The sequence below is a fragment of the Commensalibacter oyaizuii genome (assembly GCF_029953265.1).
Lineage (GTDB): Bacteria > Pseudomonadota > Alphaproteobacteria > Acetobacterales > Acetobacteraceae > Commensalibacter > Commensalibacter oyaizuii.
On sequence record NZ_JASBAO010000001.1, the window covers coordinates 191,355 to 208,514 of the forward strand.

At 38.2% G+C, this 17,160-nt stretch carries 14 protein-coding genes; 10 read left to right on the forward strand and 4 right to left on the reverse strand.

Annotated features, from left to right (window positions below; translation table 11 throughout):
* Complete coding sequence (locus QJV27_RS00840) at positions 1-957, forward strand: MlaD family protein (protein WP_281447098.1); 957 nt, start codon at positions 1-3, stop codon at positions 955-957.
* Positions 954-1,880 carry a hypothetical protein gene (locus QJV27_RS00845; protein ID WP_281447099.1) on the forward strand — a complete coding sequence of 309 codons (927 nt, stop codon included), beginning with the start codon at positions 954-956 and terminating at the stop codon, positions 1,878-1,880. The genes QJV27_RS00840 and QJV27_RS00845 overlap by 4 nt, the downstream gene beginning before the upstream one ends.
* A gap of 1 nt (position 1,881) precedes the next feature.
* Here QJV27_RS00845 and QJV27_RS00850 read toward each other — a convergent pair whose 3' ends face one another.
* Positions 1,882-2,289 (reverse strand): DUF423 domain-containing protein, encoded by a 408-nt coding sequence (locus QJV27_RS00850; RefSeq protein ID WP_281447100.1) that lies wholly within the window; start codon positions 2,287-2,289, stop codon positions 1,882-1,884.
* A gap of 463 nt (positions 2,290-2,752) precedes the next feature.
* Between QJV27_RS00850 and QJV27_RS00855 the strand changes: the two genes are divergently transcribed.
* The 3 genes from QJV27_RS00855 (at position 2,753) to QJV27_RS00865 (ending at position 5,795) form a co-directional block, all read left to right on the forward strand.
* Positions 2,753-3,349 carry a hypothetical protein gene (locus QJV27_RS00855; RefSeq protein WP_281447101.1) on the forward strand — a complete coding sequence of 199 codons (597 nt, stop codon included), beginning with the start codon at positions 2,753-2,755 and terminating at the stop codon, positions 3,347-3,349.
* Between the two features lie 10 nt (positions 3,350-3,359).
* Entirely contained in the window at positions 3,360-3,971 is a 612-nt protein-coding gene (locus tag QJV27_RS00860) for an NUDIX domain-containing protein (RefSeq protein ID WP_281447102.1), read from the forward strand.
* Positions 3,972-4,229: 258 nt separating this feature from the next.
* Complete coding sequence (locus tag QJV27_RS00865) at positions 4,230-5,795, forward strand: glucan biosynthesis protein (RefSeq protein WP_281447103.1); 1,566 nt, start codon at positions 4,230-4,232, stop codon at positions 5,793-5,795.
* A 62-nt stretch (positions 5,796-5,857) separates the two neighbouring features.
* Here QJV27_RS00865 and dauA read toward each other — a convergent pair whose 3' ends face one another.
* The gene (dauA, locus tag QJV27_RS00870; protein WP_281447104.1) at positions 5,858-7,597 is read right to left on the reverse strand and encodes a C4-dicarboxylic acid transporter DauA; all 1,740 of its coding nucleotides are present in this window, start codon (positions 7,595-7,597) and stop codon (positions 5,858-5,860) included.
* 220 nt (positions 7,598-7,817) lie between these two features.
* On the opposite strand from dauA, the gene mdoH reads away from it, so the two are divergent.
* Positions 7,818-10,025 carry a glucans biosynthesis glucosyltransferase MdoH gene (gene mdoH, locus QJV27_RS00875; protein WP_281447105.1) on the forward strand — a complete coding sequence of 736 codons (2,208 nt, stop codon included), beginning with the start codon at positions 7,818-7,820 and terminating at the stop codon, positions 10,023-10,025.
* 9 nt (positions 10,026-10,034) lie between these two features.
* On the opposite strand, the gene QJV27_RS00880 is transcribed toward mdoH, so the two are convergent.
* Both QJV27_RS00880 and serB read right to left on the reverse strand, forming a co-directional pair.
* Positions 10,035-11,309 (reverse strand): DNA adenine methylase, encoded by a 1,275-nt coding sequence (locus QJV27_RS00880; protein WP_281447106.1) that lies wholly within the window; start codon positions 11,307-11,309, stop codon positions 10,035-10,037.
* Positions 11,310-11,504: 195 nt separating this feature from the next.
* Positions 11,505-12,392 carry a phosphoserine phosphatase SerB gene (gene serB, locus QJV27_RS00885; protein WP_281447107.1) on the reverse strand — a complete coding sequence of 296 codons (888 nt, stop codon included), beginning with the start codon at positions 12,390-12,392 and terminating at the stop codon, positions 11,505-11,507.
* A gap of 176 nt (positions 12,393-12,568) precedes the next feature.
* On the opposite strand from serB, the gene miaA reads away from it, so the two are divergent.
* The 4 genes from miaA (at position 12,569) to ilvC (ending at position 17,080) form a co-directional block, all read left to right on the forward strand.
* Positions 12,569-13,570: a tRNA (adenosine(37)-N6)-dimethylallyltransferase MiaA gene (gene miaA / locus QJV27_RS00890; RefSeq protein ID WP_281447108.1), complete on the forward strand. Its 1,002-nt coding sequence runs from the start codon at positions 12,569-12,571 to the stop codon at positions 13,568-13,570.
* Between the two features lie 93 nt (positions 13,571-13,663).
* On the forward strand, positions 13,664-15,448 hold the full coding sequence (gene ilvB / locus QJV27_RS00895) for a biosynthetic-type acetolactate synthase large subunit (protein ID WP_281447109.1): 1,785 nt from the start codon (positions 13,664-13,666) through the stop codon (positions 15,446-15,448).
* Positions 15,449-15,478: 30 nt separating this feature from the next.
* Positions 15,479-16,030: an acetolactate synthase small subunit gene (ilvN, locus tag QJV27_RS00900; RefSeq protein ID WP_281447110.1), complete on the forward strand. Its 552-nt coding sequence runs from the start codon at positions 15,479-15,481 to the stop codon at positions 16,028-16,030.
* 30 nt (positions 16,031-16,060) lie between these two features.
* The gene (gene ilvC, locus QJV27_RS00905; protein ID WP_281447111.1) at positions 16,061-17,080 is read left to right on the forward strand and encodes a ketol-acid reductoisomerase; all 1,020 of its coding nucleotides are present in this window, start codon (positions 16,061-16,063) and stop codon (positions 17,078-17,080) included.
* The last annotated feature ends 80 nt before the right edge of the window (positions 17,081-17,160 follow it).

Below are 17,160 nucleotides of genomic sequence, written 5' to 3' on the forward strand. Positions count from 1 at the left end.
ATGTTCGATAATAAACGCTATGCAAAAACCCGTCAGTTATTTCAACTGCGATATGCCAATGAGTGGACAGGCGGGCTAGTTTTATTATGCTTGTTGGCATTTGTTGGTGCGGTTATCGAAGCTGGCATTTTGCGTGACTGGATGACCCCTGCGGCAGAGTTGAACATTGTACTACCACAAACGGGGGTTGATAATCTTTCTGTGGGGGATAATGTCGAAGTTTTTGGGATCAGCGCAGGAACCATCAAAAAAATTAATGTTAATTCTGATGGTGGATTATCTGCCGTTGCTGCCATTGATCCACAATTAAAGACCTTTATACGTAGGGACAGTCAAGTAACAATTAAACGTCAATTTGCAGTCGCTGGGGCTGCGTATGTTTCTATCACTCGGGGGTATAGTAGTCCGTTGAATTGGCGTTATGCGGTTCTGGTTGCAAAAACAGAACCAAATCCTGCAGATCAGATATCCCAAATGGTTTTACAAATTCATGAACGGATCGTTCCAACGATGGACAGTGCTAAAAATATGATGGCCTCTTTGGAAATGGCCGTTGAAAGTATCCAACAAGGTAAAGGTACAATTGGTCGTTTAATTAATAACGATGAATTAATCCGTCGTGCTGAAAATATGGTTCAAACCTTGAACAATATTATTGAACAACTGAAACCGATAGAGCAAAATATCAATAAGGTCATTAAACACTCTGATACGATGGTGGTTAATTTTGGTAAAGTTTCGAAAGATCTGACCAAGGCCTCTCCAAATTTAGCACCAATTGCCAAAAATGTTAATGAAACAACTCAGCAATTACCTGCAATGATGACGCAGCTACAGTCAACGGTTCGTGACTTGCAACAGTTAATCGTTCAATTAAAAGGAATGTGGATATTGGGGGGGAGTGGTAAAGCCCCTGCAAAGTCTAAGCGCTTGCCAGCACGTGAGGTTAGACCATGAAAAAGTTATATAAGCATAGTTTATTATTGTTACCTATTTTATTTGGTGTGGCTGCGTGCGGTGGGGGTGCTTCTCAGGAACCAGCAAGGGATGACCCTTTTGATCGAACGATGGATGTTGCTGATGAAGCTGTTTATTATGATCGTTTACAACAGGCTGCAGACAGTTATAAAAAATCCTTTGATTATGCGATTATTCGCGATGATACTTTAAATATTGATGATGCTGGCTATAATTTGGCAGTTGTACAATTAGGATTAAATAAATTGCAATCCGCACTAGATACAGTTCATCGTACGCGTAAAGAGTTGACAGTAAGAGGGGAGGCTGATAGTCCCCAGTTGGATCTGGTTGAATCTGCTATTTTATATCGGATGAAGCAATTTCCACGTGCAGAGCAAGTTGTTTTGCATGCTCAAGATAGTCAGCATGAAGATATCCAAGAGCGTGCCTATTTCTTAGCAGCTTTGATCGCTAATGCCCAAGGTCAAAGTGACAAACTAGCCCAATTCTCTCAAAAACTGGACCAACTTTTATCTAGTACAAAGAAGAAAGATGAGCCTAGTTGGAAAGCTGACCAAAGCGAATTGCATGCTTTATTAGCTTATCAACAAGGGCAGTACATGCAGGCGATATCAGAGGCAAAGGCTGCAGAGGCTATTCGCCGTTCACAAATCGAATATCGTGCTATGATCAGGGTGTTGGTGTTACAAGCGCAAGCCAATGAAAAAATGAGAAATATTTTAGATGCAGCCCGCTTGTATGTTCGGGCTGGACAAAGCGCTTTGCTATTAAAAGAATATGGAGATGCCAAATCATATTTAAACAAAGCATTATATCTGCGTGCTGATGATACGACATACCAACTGGCTGCAGATCAATTAATTATACTCGCTAAAAAAACTGTACCCAAAAAAGAGTAATTTACATCGTTACGTTTGTTTTTAATAAAAATGCTGTTATTGTTAGATAGAACCAGCCTCCAATAAGGATACTGCCACCGATGGGGGCAATTGGTAAAGGGGGATGGTTTCCCGTGCATGCAATATAGAATACACCAACACAAAAAAATAGTGTTCCGATCATGAAAGCTATTGCGACTATATTTAAATGTATGGAACATTGATAAAATTTTTGTAAAATGGAAACAATCATTAATGCTAGGCTTTGGATGGCCAAAATTGTATCTGCAACGCGAGTCATTTCTCTACCATCATTAACAAAGTAGGCCGCAGGCAAGTGTGACGTTAGTGCAGACAAAATAACAGCAAGCATTCCATAAAAAGCGCCTACGGCAAGCCATAAGCGTATCGAAAAAGAGGGACGGATCATTTGATATAGACCAAAAAAATAATTAATGTTTCATAAAATTGTTAATTATAAATTCCATGTTGGTCAAGATAAGAATGATTATTAATACGATTAAATAAAATACAACGCTTAGATATTTTTTATAGTTTTGTTTAATAAAAAATAAACCTCTATATACTAAATAGAAATATTGCTAATCATGATGATATATTGCTTTTGCAATTCGTGATTAATTTCTTTACTTTTTTTAAAATTTATAATATATGATTGGAAATATATTATTTACTTATTTTTACAATATTGATATTGTGATTGAACATATAATATTAATAAAATAATCCAACAATTCAAAATAGTTACGACTTTATAAGTGTAATGTAAATTAAGCATAAGCGGAATGTACGTATACATATATAGTAAAAATAAATTGCATTGAACGATCCAAATTAAAAACTAAACAAATTAAAATAAAAGGTGTTGTGTGGTGTCTTCTCATCAAGAGAGAATGTCTTCTTTTACAAATGATAAACGACAAGATTGTGTGGAATCCTCTGATGTTGATGCAGTAAAACGTGCATTAGAGAATATTGGCGGGAATGCTTTAAAAAAAACTACAAATAAAACTACAAATAAAACGTCTATTAAAGCATTTAATAGGGATAATGCACAGCGTCGGCGTTTTGTACAAGATGGTGAAGTAATTGTTGAAAAACATTCTTTTGTAAGCCCTCAAAGACGATCGCGGTATTTTACAGATTCCAATGAAGCGATTAAAACACAAAAGCAAAAAGAGTTTTCAGATCATCAAAATATTCAAACTCAGGATGATGTTATTTATCATTTAGATAAATTGGTGTCACAGCAGCAAAAACTTGAAAAACTGTTGTTGAGTATGCAACATCATATAGAACGTTTAGAAGTAACTAATCATGTTCTATCTGAAAAGATTGATGATTTGCAGGAAAAAAACGCTGTTAGTTCTGAGATAGACTCCTGCATTCAGGACGGTTTTTATGAAGATACTGTCGAGATCAATAACAATGAAGAGCCTGAACCTGTTAAATGGTGGATTAAAAAGTAGTAGATGATTTATGTTTAAATCAAAAATGACGTTAAGGCATCTTCGGCAATTATGGCAGGGTCACACCCTGCTCGAAATGGCCGATATGATTCAGTTGTATGCTGATGGTCAAAAAGTAGCTATTCAAAGGGAAATTCTAAAAGTTCCAGACAGTGTTGTTGTATTATTATATCGCTGTGATAATCATAAGCTTATTTTAACCTCTCAGTGGCGCGCCCCCATTGTTGTAAAAGGGGACGATCGTCCGGTAATTGAGGCTTGTGCAGGGAATATAGACTCTGAAGATTTTAATATTGCAAAAGGTGATGCGATACAGGCTGCATTTTTAGCTGCAAAAAGAGAAGTTAGTGAAGAGACAGGCTGGCATATTAAAGATTTGTCATTCATTTATGCTTTATATAGTTCACCAGGGCTGATGACAGAGAAATTATATTATTTTATCGCTAGTGTCGATAGTCAGATACACGACGGAGGTGGTTTGCGCTCAGAAGGCGAGGATATTACAGTTTTGGAAATATCATTATCTGAAGCATTAAATAAAATTAAAGATGGTGAAATTATAGATCTAAAAACAATTGTTCTGTTACAACACTTACAGTTACATCAATGCGAATTTTTTTAATAAAATATTGGAATAAACGTACTTTAATTAAATAAAATCGAGTTGTGAAATTTACTTTTCTGCATATTTTGTTTATGCTAGGAAGGTGTTATTTTGTATTGGTTAAGAAAGAATAAATTATTTTGTACCTCGAAATAATGAAAAATATTCGGATTTTGTATATTTCATAATCTGTCAAAATCAGTAATCAAAAATGCTTATAACTGTTTATACTCACCAATATTCAATCGTTCATTATAATTAATTAAGGGTTTAACCGTGGTATTTCGTCGAGATCTTTTACGTTCAGCAGCAGGGGTTTCCCTTGCCAGTGTTGTCGGTGGAGGAATAACCAAAACTAGTTTATTGCCTCAAGCCGTTGCTGCTGATAATCAGCCAAGCAATGATAATCAAGGAAAACCCTTTGATCAGGCAACGGTTCGGGAAATGGCACGTTCATTAGCTGGGCATCCTTATAAAGCTCCGACAGATAAATTGCCTGAAGCTGTTGATAAACTTGACTTTGATGGGTTTAGAAGCATTGTTTACAAGCCAGAGCAAGCATTATGGAACGGCGATAATTTAAACTTTGCAGTTCAATTTTTTCCGCGTGGGTTTTTATATAGACCTCGTTTAGATATTTATGAGGTAATTGACGGCGTTTCTAAACCAGTAACATATAGTCCTGACTTATTTAACTATAGTAATCCTAAATTACGTGTTGAAGAAAATCTTGGGTTTTCTGGTATCAAATTAATGACCAAACTGAACCAAAATGAAGTTATGGAAGAGTTTGCTGTCTTTTTAGGAGCCTCATATTTTCGTGCTATTGCCAAAGGGCAGCAATACGGATTATCAGCAAGAGGATTTGCAAAAGGAACGGCAGATCCCCAAGGTGAGGAATTTCCACTTTTTAGAGCATTCTGGTTGGTAAAACCTAAAGCTGGTATAGAATCTTTGGTGATTTATGCATTACTTGATAGTCCTTCGTTAACAGGTGCTTTTCGATTTACTATTCGTCCAGGGGCGACAACAATATTTGATGTTGAAAGCTATTTCTATCCGCGTAAACTGATAGCTAATGGTGGTATTGCACCGTTGACTGGTATGTTCTACTTTGACGCTAATAATCGTAGTCATGTTGATGATTGGCGTCCAGCAGCACATGACAGTGAAGGATTGTTAATGTGGACAGGCACTGGAGAGGAAATTTGGCGCCCCTTAAATAATCCCGTTGATTTGCAATATTCTGTATTTACAGATGTGGCACCCAAAGGGTTTGGCTTGATGCAGCGTAAGCATGATTTTGCACAATATGAGGACTTAGCCTTGCATTATGAATTGCGACCATCTTTGTGGGTTGAACCCGTGGGGGAATGGCCTGCTGGAAGTGTGAATTTAGTTGAGATCCCAACCCCTAGCGAGGTGAATGATAACATTGTTGTCTTTTGGCGTCCTAAACAACCGTTAAAAGAAAAAGTCGAATATCCTTTTACTTATCGTTTATATTGGGGATGGGATAATCCTTGGCCTACTTCTCTTGCCAGAGTTGCTGCGACTAGGGTGGGAAGTGTCGTTGATAAACCTGACGTAAGATTTTTCTGTGTTGATTTTTTTGATGGACCGTTAAATAATTTTCCTGCAAATAAGCAACTTACGTTAAAAGTATCAAGTTCAACGGGCAAAATTAGTAATATCGTTACTGAAAGTAACTCTGTTACCCATGGATGGCGTGCGACTTTTGAGTTTGCTCCAGAAGGTGCCAAGGTTGCAGAGCTTAAATGTGTGTTAATGGATGGGGATAAGCCAATTTCAGAACAATGGGTTTATCGCTGGACAGCTTAAAACTGATCCAAAAAGACCTGAATATTATAGATTCAGGTCCTTTGATATATTGTGGTAAAAGGTTATGAAGGTATTTCTAACCAACGTTTAACGACGTTATTTGTAAATTGAAAATTCGAGCAATAAGCTAATTGTCCTCTTACGCTATACAAACCTGCTCGTCTTAAGGCCATAATAATTTTAGTTGAGGCACCCACGATAATCAAAGATTGATCATTTGCGCGTAATTGTGCATAGATAGATTGTAATCCAGAAATTGTTGTCGCATCAATACTGATCACATCATGCATATCGATGATAAATATTTTTTTAAGATGTGTTTCATCTGATCGTAAAGATGTCAAAATCTTTTCCGATACCCCAAAGAACAACGGACCATTAATATCAAAAATATTTACGTGATCATATACATCATCCATTTCAGGATGGCGTTCAACTTTACGTGCTTGAAATGCCTGCGTCATGTGGCTGATAAATAATGTGGCAGATAAGGCAACACCAACAGCGACGGCTACAACCATATCAAATATTATTGTCAACCCAAAACAGGCCAATAAAATCATAACGTCCCCACGAGGTGACGTTTTGATAATTTTAAGGCAATGGTGGGCTTCACTCATGTTCCATGCAACGATGAATAAGAGTGCCCCCAAGGATGCCATGGGAACATACCCCAATAAGCCTGCAAATAAGACAACAGCTAAAAGAACAAAGATAGAATGTATGATACCAGCAATAGGGGATTTAGCACCGCTTCTTACGCTGGTTGCTGTTCTTGCAATCGCTGCTGTAGCGGTAATCCCACCAAAAAGAGGGGCGATGATATTTCCTAGTCCTTGCCCGATCAGTTCTGCATTTGGATTATGTTTTGTATGGGTTAATTCGTCAGCAATAACTGCACATAAGAGCGATTCAATTGCTCCTAAAGTTGCGATAGCAAAAGCAGGGCCAATTAAGGTATGAATTAATTTAAACGTAATTTCGAGAGGTTGTCCATCAGGTCCTGGTAGCGCCCAAGGCATGATCAAAGTTGGTGGAATGGGAGGAATACCCGTTCCTTCAATTCCATCAGCTTTCCAAGTAAAACGAGATGCAATGGTTTGGATATCGGCCCCACCAATACCTTTATTGATAAAATATGCAGCCACAGCACCAACGATTAATCCAACCAAAGGGGCAGGCAAGGGAATTTTAAATTTAGGCCATAGGATCAAAACGATTAATGTAAACAGTCCAACTCCTAGTTCATAGGGATTAATTGTTCCAAAAGAGGAGGCGATGATACCAATATTTTCTATAAAGTCGTCTCCTAATTTTCCAGTTCGTAATCCAAGAAAATCAGGGATTTGTAAAATAGCGATAATTAAGGCAATACCTGCGGTGAATCCTAGCACTACGGGATATGGGACAAATCGAATTAATTGACCCATTTTCGCCACACCTAATAATAGTAAGATAACCCCAGCCATCATTGTTGCTAGTAAAAGACCACCAATACCGTAATCTTTCACAATTGGGAATAAAATTACCACAAATGCTGCGGTGGGGCCTGATATATTATATCGTGATCCGCCTGTCAGTGCGATAATAGCCCCTGCAATAATTGCTGTGTATAATCCATGTTCAGGTGGAACGCCAGTTGCGATTGCCAGTGCCATGGACAGGGGTACTGCAACAGTACCAATTGTTAGACCAGCCAAAGCATCGTTTTTTAAATCGGAAAATTTATAACCTTGGCGAAAAGTATCAATCATTCCCGTCGCTATAGGCGGGAATTTAAAAACATTCTTTTTATCAGTCATCAAAATCCTCGTTATAATTGCGTCGTAGATGAGTGTTTCAAGAAGAGCTGCAGAAACGAGACTTCATCAACGTTAACGTAACAGAATGTTCTTAATTTTAATAGATTAGGCACAATAATTTCACAAAAAATTCAAAAAATTATTAGACTTTATATTTTCAAGTTTTTATTTATAATACTTCATTTCGCAATATTTTTATTTTAGGAGAGAGTAAGTTCTTATGACTGAACTTCATCATGTTTCTAGTCATAGCCAGAAACAAGAGGCAAAGGCAGATACTTTATTAGGATCTTATCAATCTGAAAAAGAGTTCGATGCACTACCTCCTGAATCTCCTATAGAAATGCCTGTGCAAGATTTACGTGCCAATCCCAATATATATGGCCGTTCAAACAAGTTGGCTACACAAAATAGTAATATTTTTTTGAGGCGTTTATTTGTTTTTGCCGTTTCGTTATTATTAACTGGATATGCATCTTATGAGATGAATTTAGTGTTTAACAGTAATGGAATGACATTACTTGGGGCCATAGTTCTGGTAATTTTTACCATTTTGTTTTTATGGATTGCTTTTTCTTTCGCCTCTTCTCTGGGGGGATTTGTAGAACAACTAAAACAAAAAGGTGGACTATCTTTGGGGATAGATCCCAAAGCACCTTTGCCTTTACTGCATAAAAAAACAGCAGTTTTAATGCCCACTTATAACGAAGATCCACATCGTGTATTGGCTGGATTGAAAGCTATATATGATAGTATTCAAGCGACGGGCCGTGGTGGAAATTTCGATTTTTTTATTCTTTCAGATACGACCAATCCAGATGTTTGGGTCGAAGAAGAAGCCGCCTTTTTGCGATTAAGAGAACAAACAGGTGGCCATCATTGTATTTTTTATCGTCGCAGATTTAAAAATACTGATCGTAAAGCAGGAAATCTTGCCGAATGGATACGCCGTTTTGGTGGTGCCTATGATCACATGTTAACCCTAGACGCAGACAGTTTGATGGAAGGGGACACGATCGTTCGTATTTGTGCTGCTATGGAGGCCCATGAGGGGGTTGGGTTAATTCAAACTTTGCCCGTTATTGTGAATGGGACAACTTTGTTTGCCAGATTGCAGCAATTTGCAGGCCGTGTTTATGGCCCAACAATTGCTTATGGTTTGGCGTGGTGGCACGGTTCTGAAAGTAATTATTGGGGGCATAATGCGGTTATTCGGATAAAAGCATTTGCAGAGCAAGCAGGAATGCCTCATTTACCTGCTCGAAGGAAACCCTTTGGCGGAATGATTATGAGTCATGATTTTGTTGAGGCTGCCTTAATGCGTAGGGGGCGTTGGGCCATCCATATGGTGCCAGCATTACATGGATCTTATGAAGAAAGCCCTCCTTCCTTGACAGATATTGCAGTACGTGATCGGCGTTGGTGCCAAGGGAATTTACAACATGCGATGGTTATTCCAACCAAAAAACTAAGCTGGATCAGTCGTATTCACATGATGGTAGGGATCGGGGCGTATGTTATGTCTCCACTTTGGTTATTATTCTTGTTGGTCGGAATTCTGGTTTCATTACAGGCTTTATTTATCAAACCAGAATATTTTACAGGGAATGATCGAGTATTATTTCCCAATTGGCCCCAAGTTGATCCTGTCTTGGCGAAATATGTTTTCATTTTGACCATGTTGGTTTTGTTAGCACCTAAATTCATGGCATGGATTGCATTATTATTTAATTCAGAACTGCGTCGCGGATGCGGTGGTGCAGTTAAAGCATTATCTTCTATCTTTCTTGAAACTATAATCGGTGGGTTGATTGCTCCTATCGCAATGTTAATTCAAACGACCGCTGTTATTTCAATCTTGCTGGGATATGATTCTGGATGGAATGCACAAAGACGTGATGTTGGGCATATTCCATTAAAAGACGTAATAAGAGATTATTGGCGACATATGGCTTTTGGAATTATTTTGGGAATTGGTGCTTGGGAGGTCTCTGCCTCTTTGTTTTTTTGGATGACCCCCGTATTGCTGGGATTACTGCTTGCTATTCCATTGGTGTGGATTACTTCCAGTCAGCGTTTTGGATCTTTTTGCATGAAAATTGGTTTATTAATTATCCCTGAAGAAATGTCCAGACCTGATATCTTGCGTCGAGATCGGATCGAGAAGAGAAGGGCTATGGACTTAGAGGTTAAAGATGGATTTTCCACGTTAGCTGGAAACAAACAATTGGTTGCTTTACATTTATCGTTGTTGCCATCTGAACGTAAAAAGGGCGATCCTATTAATCCACATTATTTGGTTGGTATGGTTAAATTAAATGAGGCCAACAGCCAGCACGAAGTTATGCAGCAATTGACGAATGATGAGAAATCAGCGTTATTAGCAAATCGTCAATCTGTAGAAAAATTTCTAAGCTTATCTCAATAGAGGTTAAAGTTATTTAAAAACATGAATGCAGCTTTCTCTTTCTTCAAGTTTTTGGGAAAGAGAAGCATTCTCCAAGGAAAAAATTTGTTCGACAAGTTCTGTAGGGAATTGATTTGTTTTAGCCCCTACTTTTGTTAATAAAACAAATTCAATGTTTCGTGCCTTGTGCGAATATCGTTGGGAGCTGACACGATAGCGTTTATAAGATTTTGCGAAAATAGAGACTTGCCCTACGTTACAGTTGCACTCAATCATTTCTGATAAAGGAATAAATCCATCCGTACTATAACTGGTAGCAATCCATTGTGTTGGCAATGTCTCAATTAACTTCCTATAGGCATCAATGGCTTTATTGCGAATGGTATATGCGCTTTTACGATCTTTGCGCCAATCTTTGCGAATAGCGGATTTTTCATTAGGAATAATGTGCGGCGAAACAGTAGGTTTGTCCCACAAAGTAATACTGTTCAGGACGTGGTAATTGGCCCCGTACGGATGTTGGTTATATGGGGGATCTAAATAAGCGATACTATATTGTGGAATAGCCATGTAATGTAGTTGTTCTGCCAGAGATTGTGCGTCCATGCGAAAGACATGATTTTGTTGGTGATTATTAAAGAATTGAATGGGATGTAATTCTAAATCGGCAGCAATACGATACAAAGCAGTTTTTGTTTGCCCGCCCCATCCTTTATGGAACCCTTTAAATACGCCACTTGTATTGGCATGATAGCACGCACAATAAAGGAGAGGTGCCAACAGGCAAGCCCGTTCGATTGGAGATAAAAGTCCATTTTGATCCCATTGTGCAATTTGCTCACGAATGGCATCAATACGTTGTCCATTTTTATTCATATAAAACATGCGTTCGGTAAGAATATCGTAATGTTCATCACTTTGAGGACATAAATGCGTTGTGACCCAATCTTGTTTTGGGGATAAATGATTAAGGTGGTGCAAAACCTCAGCATAAGTTTGCTGGTTGAAATAAACTGGTTCTTCCAAAGCCTGGATAGAAGCTATGTTTAGTAATTCACTATAAGGTTCCCAGTCATTGCAAAAAATTTGATAACCCATGGTTTTTGCCAATCGGCTAACAACACCTGTACCTGCGAAACAGTCAATAAATATTCCTGGTGTAGAAATTGGTTCTTTTTGCGTTTCTAAAAGAGTGTACTTGATCAGATCCAATAACTTACGTTTATTACCAATGTAAGGAATGAGTTGATTAAATATGAAATCTTTTGTTAGATAAGAGGAATGCTCTGTTCTATTCCATTTCATGAGAATATACTTCACTGACTTTAGGATAATACCACATATAAAGTATCCTTTTATTATGGTAATAATTGGGGCATATTATGTTAAAGTCTAAATGAATACAAATATAAGATGTTAAATTTATTGTTTCGTTGAATTATATTTTATATAAAAAGCCATATTGATTACATGTACGTACTTATGGCTTTAAAATATTACTTAACAAAAATCTGTATGATGATAACCTTGTGCGAAAAGAGCTGATCGTAAAGAAGTATGTTCAATAATATTAATAACTTCTTTCTTAACGACTGGTTTAGGGTAATAACCTATACCCAACCCTGCATGGGTTAACATTGGCAGGTCATTTGCCCCATCGCCAATGGTTACTGTTTCTGCAATATCAATATTTAATGATTGAGTTAATCGATTTAGGTGAAATAATTTCGCCTCTTTGCCTAAAATAGGGGGAATGACCGTTCCGTCCAACTGATTGTTTTTAATACTAAGTTGGTTTGCATAATTTTCATCAAATCCGCATTGATCAGCAACTCGTTGTGTGAAAAATGTGAAACCTCCAGAAACCAGTGCAGTATGGGCATGGTGTTTCTTCATCGTAGCTATTAGTGTTTTTGCTCCTTCATTAAGATGTGTTTTTTTCCATGTTGCTTCAAGCAAATCTGCCGATACACCTTTTAACAATGCGATGCGTTCTTTTAAGGCATCGGCAAAAACCAATTCTCCGTTCATTGCTCGTTTCGTAATAGCGGCAATTTTTTCACCAATACCGACTTCGCTAGCCAAATCATCTAAGGTTTCACTGTTTACAATGGTACTGTCCATATCTGCGATAAGCAGTTTTTTACGACGATGAAATATAGAAGTTAGGAATATATCAATAGGGTAAGAGGACAATGCCTGCTTCACAGAAGAATATAGAGACAAAACTTCCTCTTTATTATGCATAGATGTAGGCAGGCTAATATCAATTGCTTCTGAAGGGGATAGCCAACATTCTTGGCTATCAACACATAAAGAAGTGATTTTTGTTAGTAAAGATTGATCTAAAACAGAAGGACGGGTAACAAAGGTAAAAACATAGGACATAGAAGTATATTTCGAAATTATATAAATATTTAAAGTCAGAAAACATAGAATAACAGATAAATTGGCTTGTATGAACTACTCTTTATCCTTAGGTCACTATTATATTGGATAAAATAAAAGTACAGTCAGAATTGTTTATAATTTTCACTAATCTAAAAGCGGATGGCATAAAATAAATGAGTAATGCTTTGTTCAAAGCAAGTACTATCAAGAATGATGTTCCTTGGGCATTAATTGTTGCTGGACCGACATGTTCAGGAAAATCGTATTTATCTTTACAGTTGGCAAAAATTATCAACGGAGTGGTAATTAATGCTGATGCAATGCAGTGTTATCAGGATTTACGGATTATTACTGCCAGACCTACTATTCAGGATGAAGCGGAAGCCCCCCATCGTTTATACGGGGTATTGCCTTGGGATCAAACAGGAAATGCCAGATGGTGGCGTGATCAGGCATTGTTGCAGTTGCAACAAGCGTGGAAACGCGGTCAATTCCCTATTTTATGTGGTGGTACAGGGATGTATTTTCATTCCTTAATTCATGGCATCGCCCTTATCCCAGAACCCAGTTCACAAGCTCGGGAGGAGGCACGCGCATTAATTGCGACGAAGGGATCTGTGTTTCTTCATACAGAATTATTAAAAGTAGACCCACAAACCGCATCTACATTGAATCCTGCAGATTCTCAACGTGTGGCTAGAGCATGGGAAGTGTGGCGTTCTACAGGACATGGGTTGAGATACTGGCAGCAAGAGGCACATTTACCGGGTGCAAATTGTAATTTCATAGTTATTCGATTGGCCCCCGATCGTAAATTATTACGTGAAGCAGTGGCGGAACGGTTCGGAGAAATGATTGAGATGGGTGCTGTTGAAGAAGTGGCACAATTTTTAAAATGTAATCCACCACTACAAGCCCCATTACGTAGGGCACATGGTGTGCCAGAATTTGCGTCTTATTTGGCAGGAGATATTTCTTTGCAAGATGCCGTTGAGAAAGCCGTGGCGAACACACAACGTTACATTAAACGGCAAGAAACATGGTTTTCAAATCGGGTTATGGCGCCGTCAACCCAAGTTTGTATTTTTAATTCAAGAATTAATCATAATTTGAAATATTCAGAAAGTTTTATAGAAAAATCCATGCTATTTATTAAAAATTTTGTTGACCTTTGATAATTTATTGACTAGGGTACAAGTAGGTTTCAGAATAGAAAATATTTCTGTAATTAATAATAAAATAGTCCAAGAAGCCAAGGATTGACTAAAATGACAAATATTGAGCTAAACAAAGCAGACCACTCTCAAATAGGGGAATCAGTTCAAACAATGACTGGTGCTGAGGTTCTGTTGCAAGTGCTCGTGGATATGGGGGTTGATGTCATTTTTGGGTACCCCGGTGGGGCTGTTTTACCGATCTACGATGCATTATTCCAACAAGATCGCATTCGTCACATTTTAACACGTCACGAACAGGCTGCAGTTCATGCTGCAGAAGCTTATGCCCGTTCAACAGGCAAAGTCGGGGTCGCATTAGTCACCAGTGGGCCAGGGGCCACCAATACAGTGACAGGCCTGGTTGATGCATTAATGGATTCTATTCCATTAGTTTGTATTTCTGGTCAGGTATTTAGCAATCTGATTGGTAACGATGCGTTTCAAGAAGCTGATACAGTGGGTATTACTCGTGCAGCAACTAAGTTTAATTATTTGATTAAAGATAAAGACAAGTTAGCTGGTAAAATTAGAGAGGCATTTTATATTGCTCGTTCTGGTCGACCAGGTCCTGTATTAATTGATATTCCCAAGGATTTGATGATAAATACTGCCCCTTATCAAAAACAAGTAATTAAAGAACATCCTTCTTATAAACCAGTTGTCGAGCCAAATCATCAAGCCATTGTTGACGCTGTAAGGGCAATGAAAAAGGCTAAGCGTCCTTTATTTTATACAGGGGGTGGAATTATTAACTCTGGTCCGAAAGCTTCAAAAAATCTAAGAGCTTTGGTTCAGATGTCGGGGTTCCCCTGTACTTCTACATTAATGGGACTGGGTGCATATCCCGCTTCAGATAAACAATTTTTAGGTATGCTGGGCATGCACGGAACTTACGAAGCGAATTTGGCAACGCATGGATGTGATGTGTTGGTGGCATTAGGTGCACGATTTGATGATCGCGTTACAGGCAGTGTTAAGGATTTTTCACCTAACTCTTTAAAAATTCATGCCGATATTGATCCTTCTCAGATTAACAAAATTGTTTTAGTGGATATACCGATTGTTGGTGATGTATCTCGTACGATTGAATTGATGATAGAGGAATGGAATAAAAATCCAGAACCTGTCGACCAGCATGCGTTAGATACTTGGTGGAAGCAGATTAATGAATGGCGTTCAATAGATTGTTTGCGGTATACTCAAAATAATGCAGCAGGGGCAACAATAAAACCACAACATGCTATTCGTCGTTTACATGAACTGGTTTCCAAACGAGGGAAAGAAGCTTATGTCTCGACTGAAGTGGGACAGCATCAAATGTGGGCTGCTCAATATTTCCCTTTTGAATCCCCTAATCATTTTATGACGTCGGGTGGGCTTGGTACTATGGGATACGGATTGCCAGCTGCAGTTGGAACACAGGTTGCACATCCACAAGGATTGGTGATCGATATCGCGGGTGAAGCTTCTACCATGATGAACATTCAGGAATTAGCAACAATCAAGCAGTATCGTCTTCCAGTTAAAATATTCATCTTGAATAATCGCTATATGGGAATGGTTCGTCAGTGGCAGGAATTGATTCACGGCGGACGTTATTCTGAAAGCTATAGTGACAGTTTACCTGATTTCGTAAAGCTTGCAGAAAGTTTCGGAATTAAAGGGTTAAGAGCGCAAACAATCGATGATCTTGATGCGGTTATTACAGAAATGTTGGATGAACCTGGGCCTGTTTTGGTAGAAATTCAAGTGGAAAAAGAGGAAAATTGTTTTCCTATGATTCCAGCGGGTGCCCCCCATAATCAGATTCTACTGGGGGCAGATTCAAAGGCGTAACCATGTGCATTATAAATCAGGAACAAAATTATGGACTATATTGATAAAAAAACATTACAACGTAGTGCACAGCAAGAGAAAGATGAATTTGTGACAGCTATTTTTTCATTAATTGTTGAAAATGAAAGTGGTGTGTTATCTAGGGTAATCGGTTTATTTGCAGGACGTGGTTACAATATTGAAAGTTTAACCGTCGCCCCTGTGGATGATGGCGGACGGAAATCCAGAATTAATATTTTAACTTCTGGAACACCGATGGTTATTAATCAGATTAAGGAACAATTGGATCGTCAAGTTCCTGTATATCGGGTTGTAAATTTATGCAGGCAAGGGCCATATGTTGCCAGAGAACTTGCATTAATTAAAGTCGTTTCTAAAGGTTCAGAACGAGCAGAGGCGTTAACCTTGGCCGATGCGTTTCGCGCACAGGTTGTGGATGCTAGTATTGATTCTTTGGTATTTGAATTGACGGGAAAAACAGAAAAGATTAATGCTTTTGTTGATTTATTACGTTCATTAGGGTTGGTAGAGTTATCCCGCACAGGGATTGCAGCCATTGGACGAGGCCGTCATACAATTTAAGTTAATAAATAAATTAGTGAGGAAAAAAGAATGCGTGTTTATTATGATCGCGACGCTGATGTTAATTTGATTAAAAATAAAAAGGTTGCGGTATTAGGATACGGTAGTCAAGGACATGCACACGCCAATAACATGAAAGATAGTGGCGTTAAAGAAGTTGCTATTGGGTTACGTGCTGGTTCAAGCAGCGCCAAAAAGGCAGAAGCTGCTGGTTTAAAAGTAATGAGCGTTGCAGAGGCCGCAGCATGGGCCGATGTTGTCATGGTTTTAACCCCAGATGAAGCACAAGCAGATTTATATAAAGAGGAATTGGTAAATAATTTAAAACAAGGTGCTGCAATTGCTTTTGCACATGGTTTAAATATTCATTTTAAATTAATTGAACCTCGTCCAGATCTTGATGTCTTTATGATTGCTCCTAAAGGGCCTGGTCATACTGTGCGTTCTGAATATCAACGTGGGGGTGGGGTTCCTTGTTTGGTTGCTGTGCATCAAAACCCATCTGGTAATGCTTTGGAAATTGCACTTTCTTATGCTTCTGCTATTGGTGGTGGACGCGCAGGCGTGATTGAAACGACTTTCCGTGAAGAATGTGAAACAGATCTTTTTGGTGAACAAGCTGTTTTATGTGGTGGTTTGGTTGATTTGATTCGTAATGGTTTTGAAACATTGGTCGAAGCAGGATATGCCCCTGAAATGGCTTATTTTGAATGTTTGCATGAAGTAAAATTGATCGTAGATTTAATCTATGAAGGTGGATTTGCAAACATGAACTATTCTATTTCAAATACAGCTGAATATGGTGAATATGTTTCTGGCCCCCGCGTTATTACCAGCGAATCTCGCCAGGCCATGCGTGATATTTTAAAAGATATTCAAGACGGCACATTTGTAAATAAATTTATGACTGATAACAAAGTCGGCCAGGTGAATTTAAAAGCAAGACGTAATTTATTAAACGAACATCAAATTGAAGAAGTTGGTTCTAAGTTACGTGACATGATGCCTTGGATTGCAAAAAATCGCTTGGTTGATAAAAGCAAAAACTAATTCTTTTATATATCGTTAGTGAAGAGGCGTTACGTTAATACGTAATGCCTTTTTTTATTTTTGCTTTGTTTAAAGGTTGT

Coding starts and splice junctions, on each gene's coding strand:
- QJV27_RS00845 (WP_281447099.1), top strand. CDS start 954: ATGAAAAAGTTATATAAGCATAGTTTATTATTGTTACCTATTTTATTT.
- serB (WP_281447107.1), bottom strand. CDS start 12,392: ATGTCCTATGTTTTTACCTTTGTTACCCGTCCTTCTGTTTTAGATCAA.
- ilvB (WP_281447109.1), top strand. CDS start 13,664: ATGACAAATATTGAGCTAAACAAAGCAGACCACTCTCAAATAGGGGAA.
- QJV27_RS00880 (WP_281447106.1), bottom strand. CDS start 11,309: ATGAAATGGAATAGAACAGAGCATTCCTCTTATCTAACAAAAGATTTC.
- dauA (WP_281447104.1), bottom strand. CDS start 7,597: ATGACTGATAAAAAGAATGTTTTTAAATTCCCGCCTATAGCGACGGGA.
- ilvC (WP_281447111.1), top strand. CDS start 16,061: ATGCGTGTTTATTATGATCGCGACGCTGATGTTAATTTGATTAAAAAT.
- QJV27_RS00840 (WP_281447098.1), top strand. CDS start 1: ATGTTCGATAATAAACGCTATGCAAAAACCCGTCAGTTATTTCAACTG.
- ilvN (WP_281447110.1), top strand. CDS start 15,479: ATGGACTATATTGATAAAAAAACATTACAACGTAGTGCACAGCAAGAG.
- QJV27_RS00860 (WP_281447102.1), top strand. CDS start 3,360: ATGTTTAAATCAAAAATGACGTTAAGGCATCTTCGGCAATTATGGCAG.
- mdoH (WP_281447105.1), top strand. CDS start 7,818: ATGACTGAACTTCATCATGTTTCTAGTCATAGCCAGAAACAAGAGGCA.
- miaA (WP_281447108.1), top strand. CDS start 12,569: ATGAGTAATGCTTTGTTCAAAGCAAGTACTATCAAGAATGATGTTCCT.
- QJV27_RS00850 (WP_281447100.1), bottom strand. CDS start 2,289: ATGATCCGTCCCTCTTTTTCGATACGCTTATGGCTTGCCGTAGGCGCT.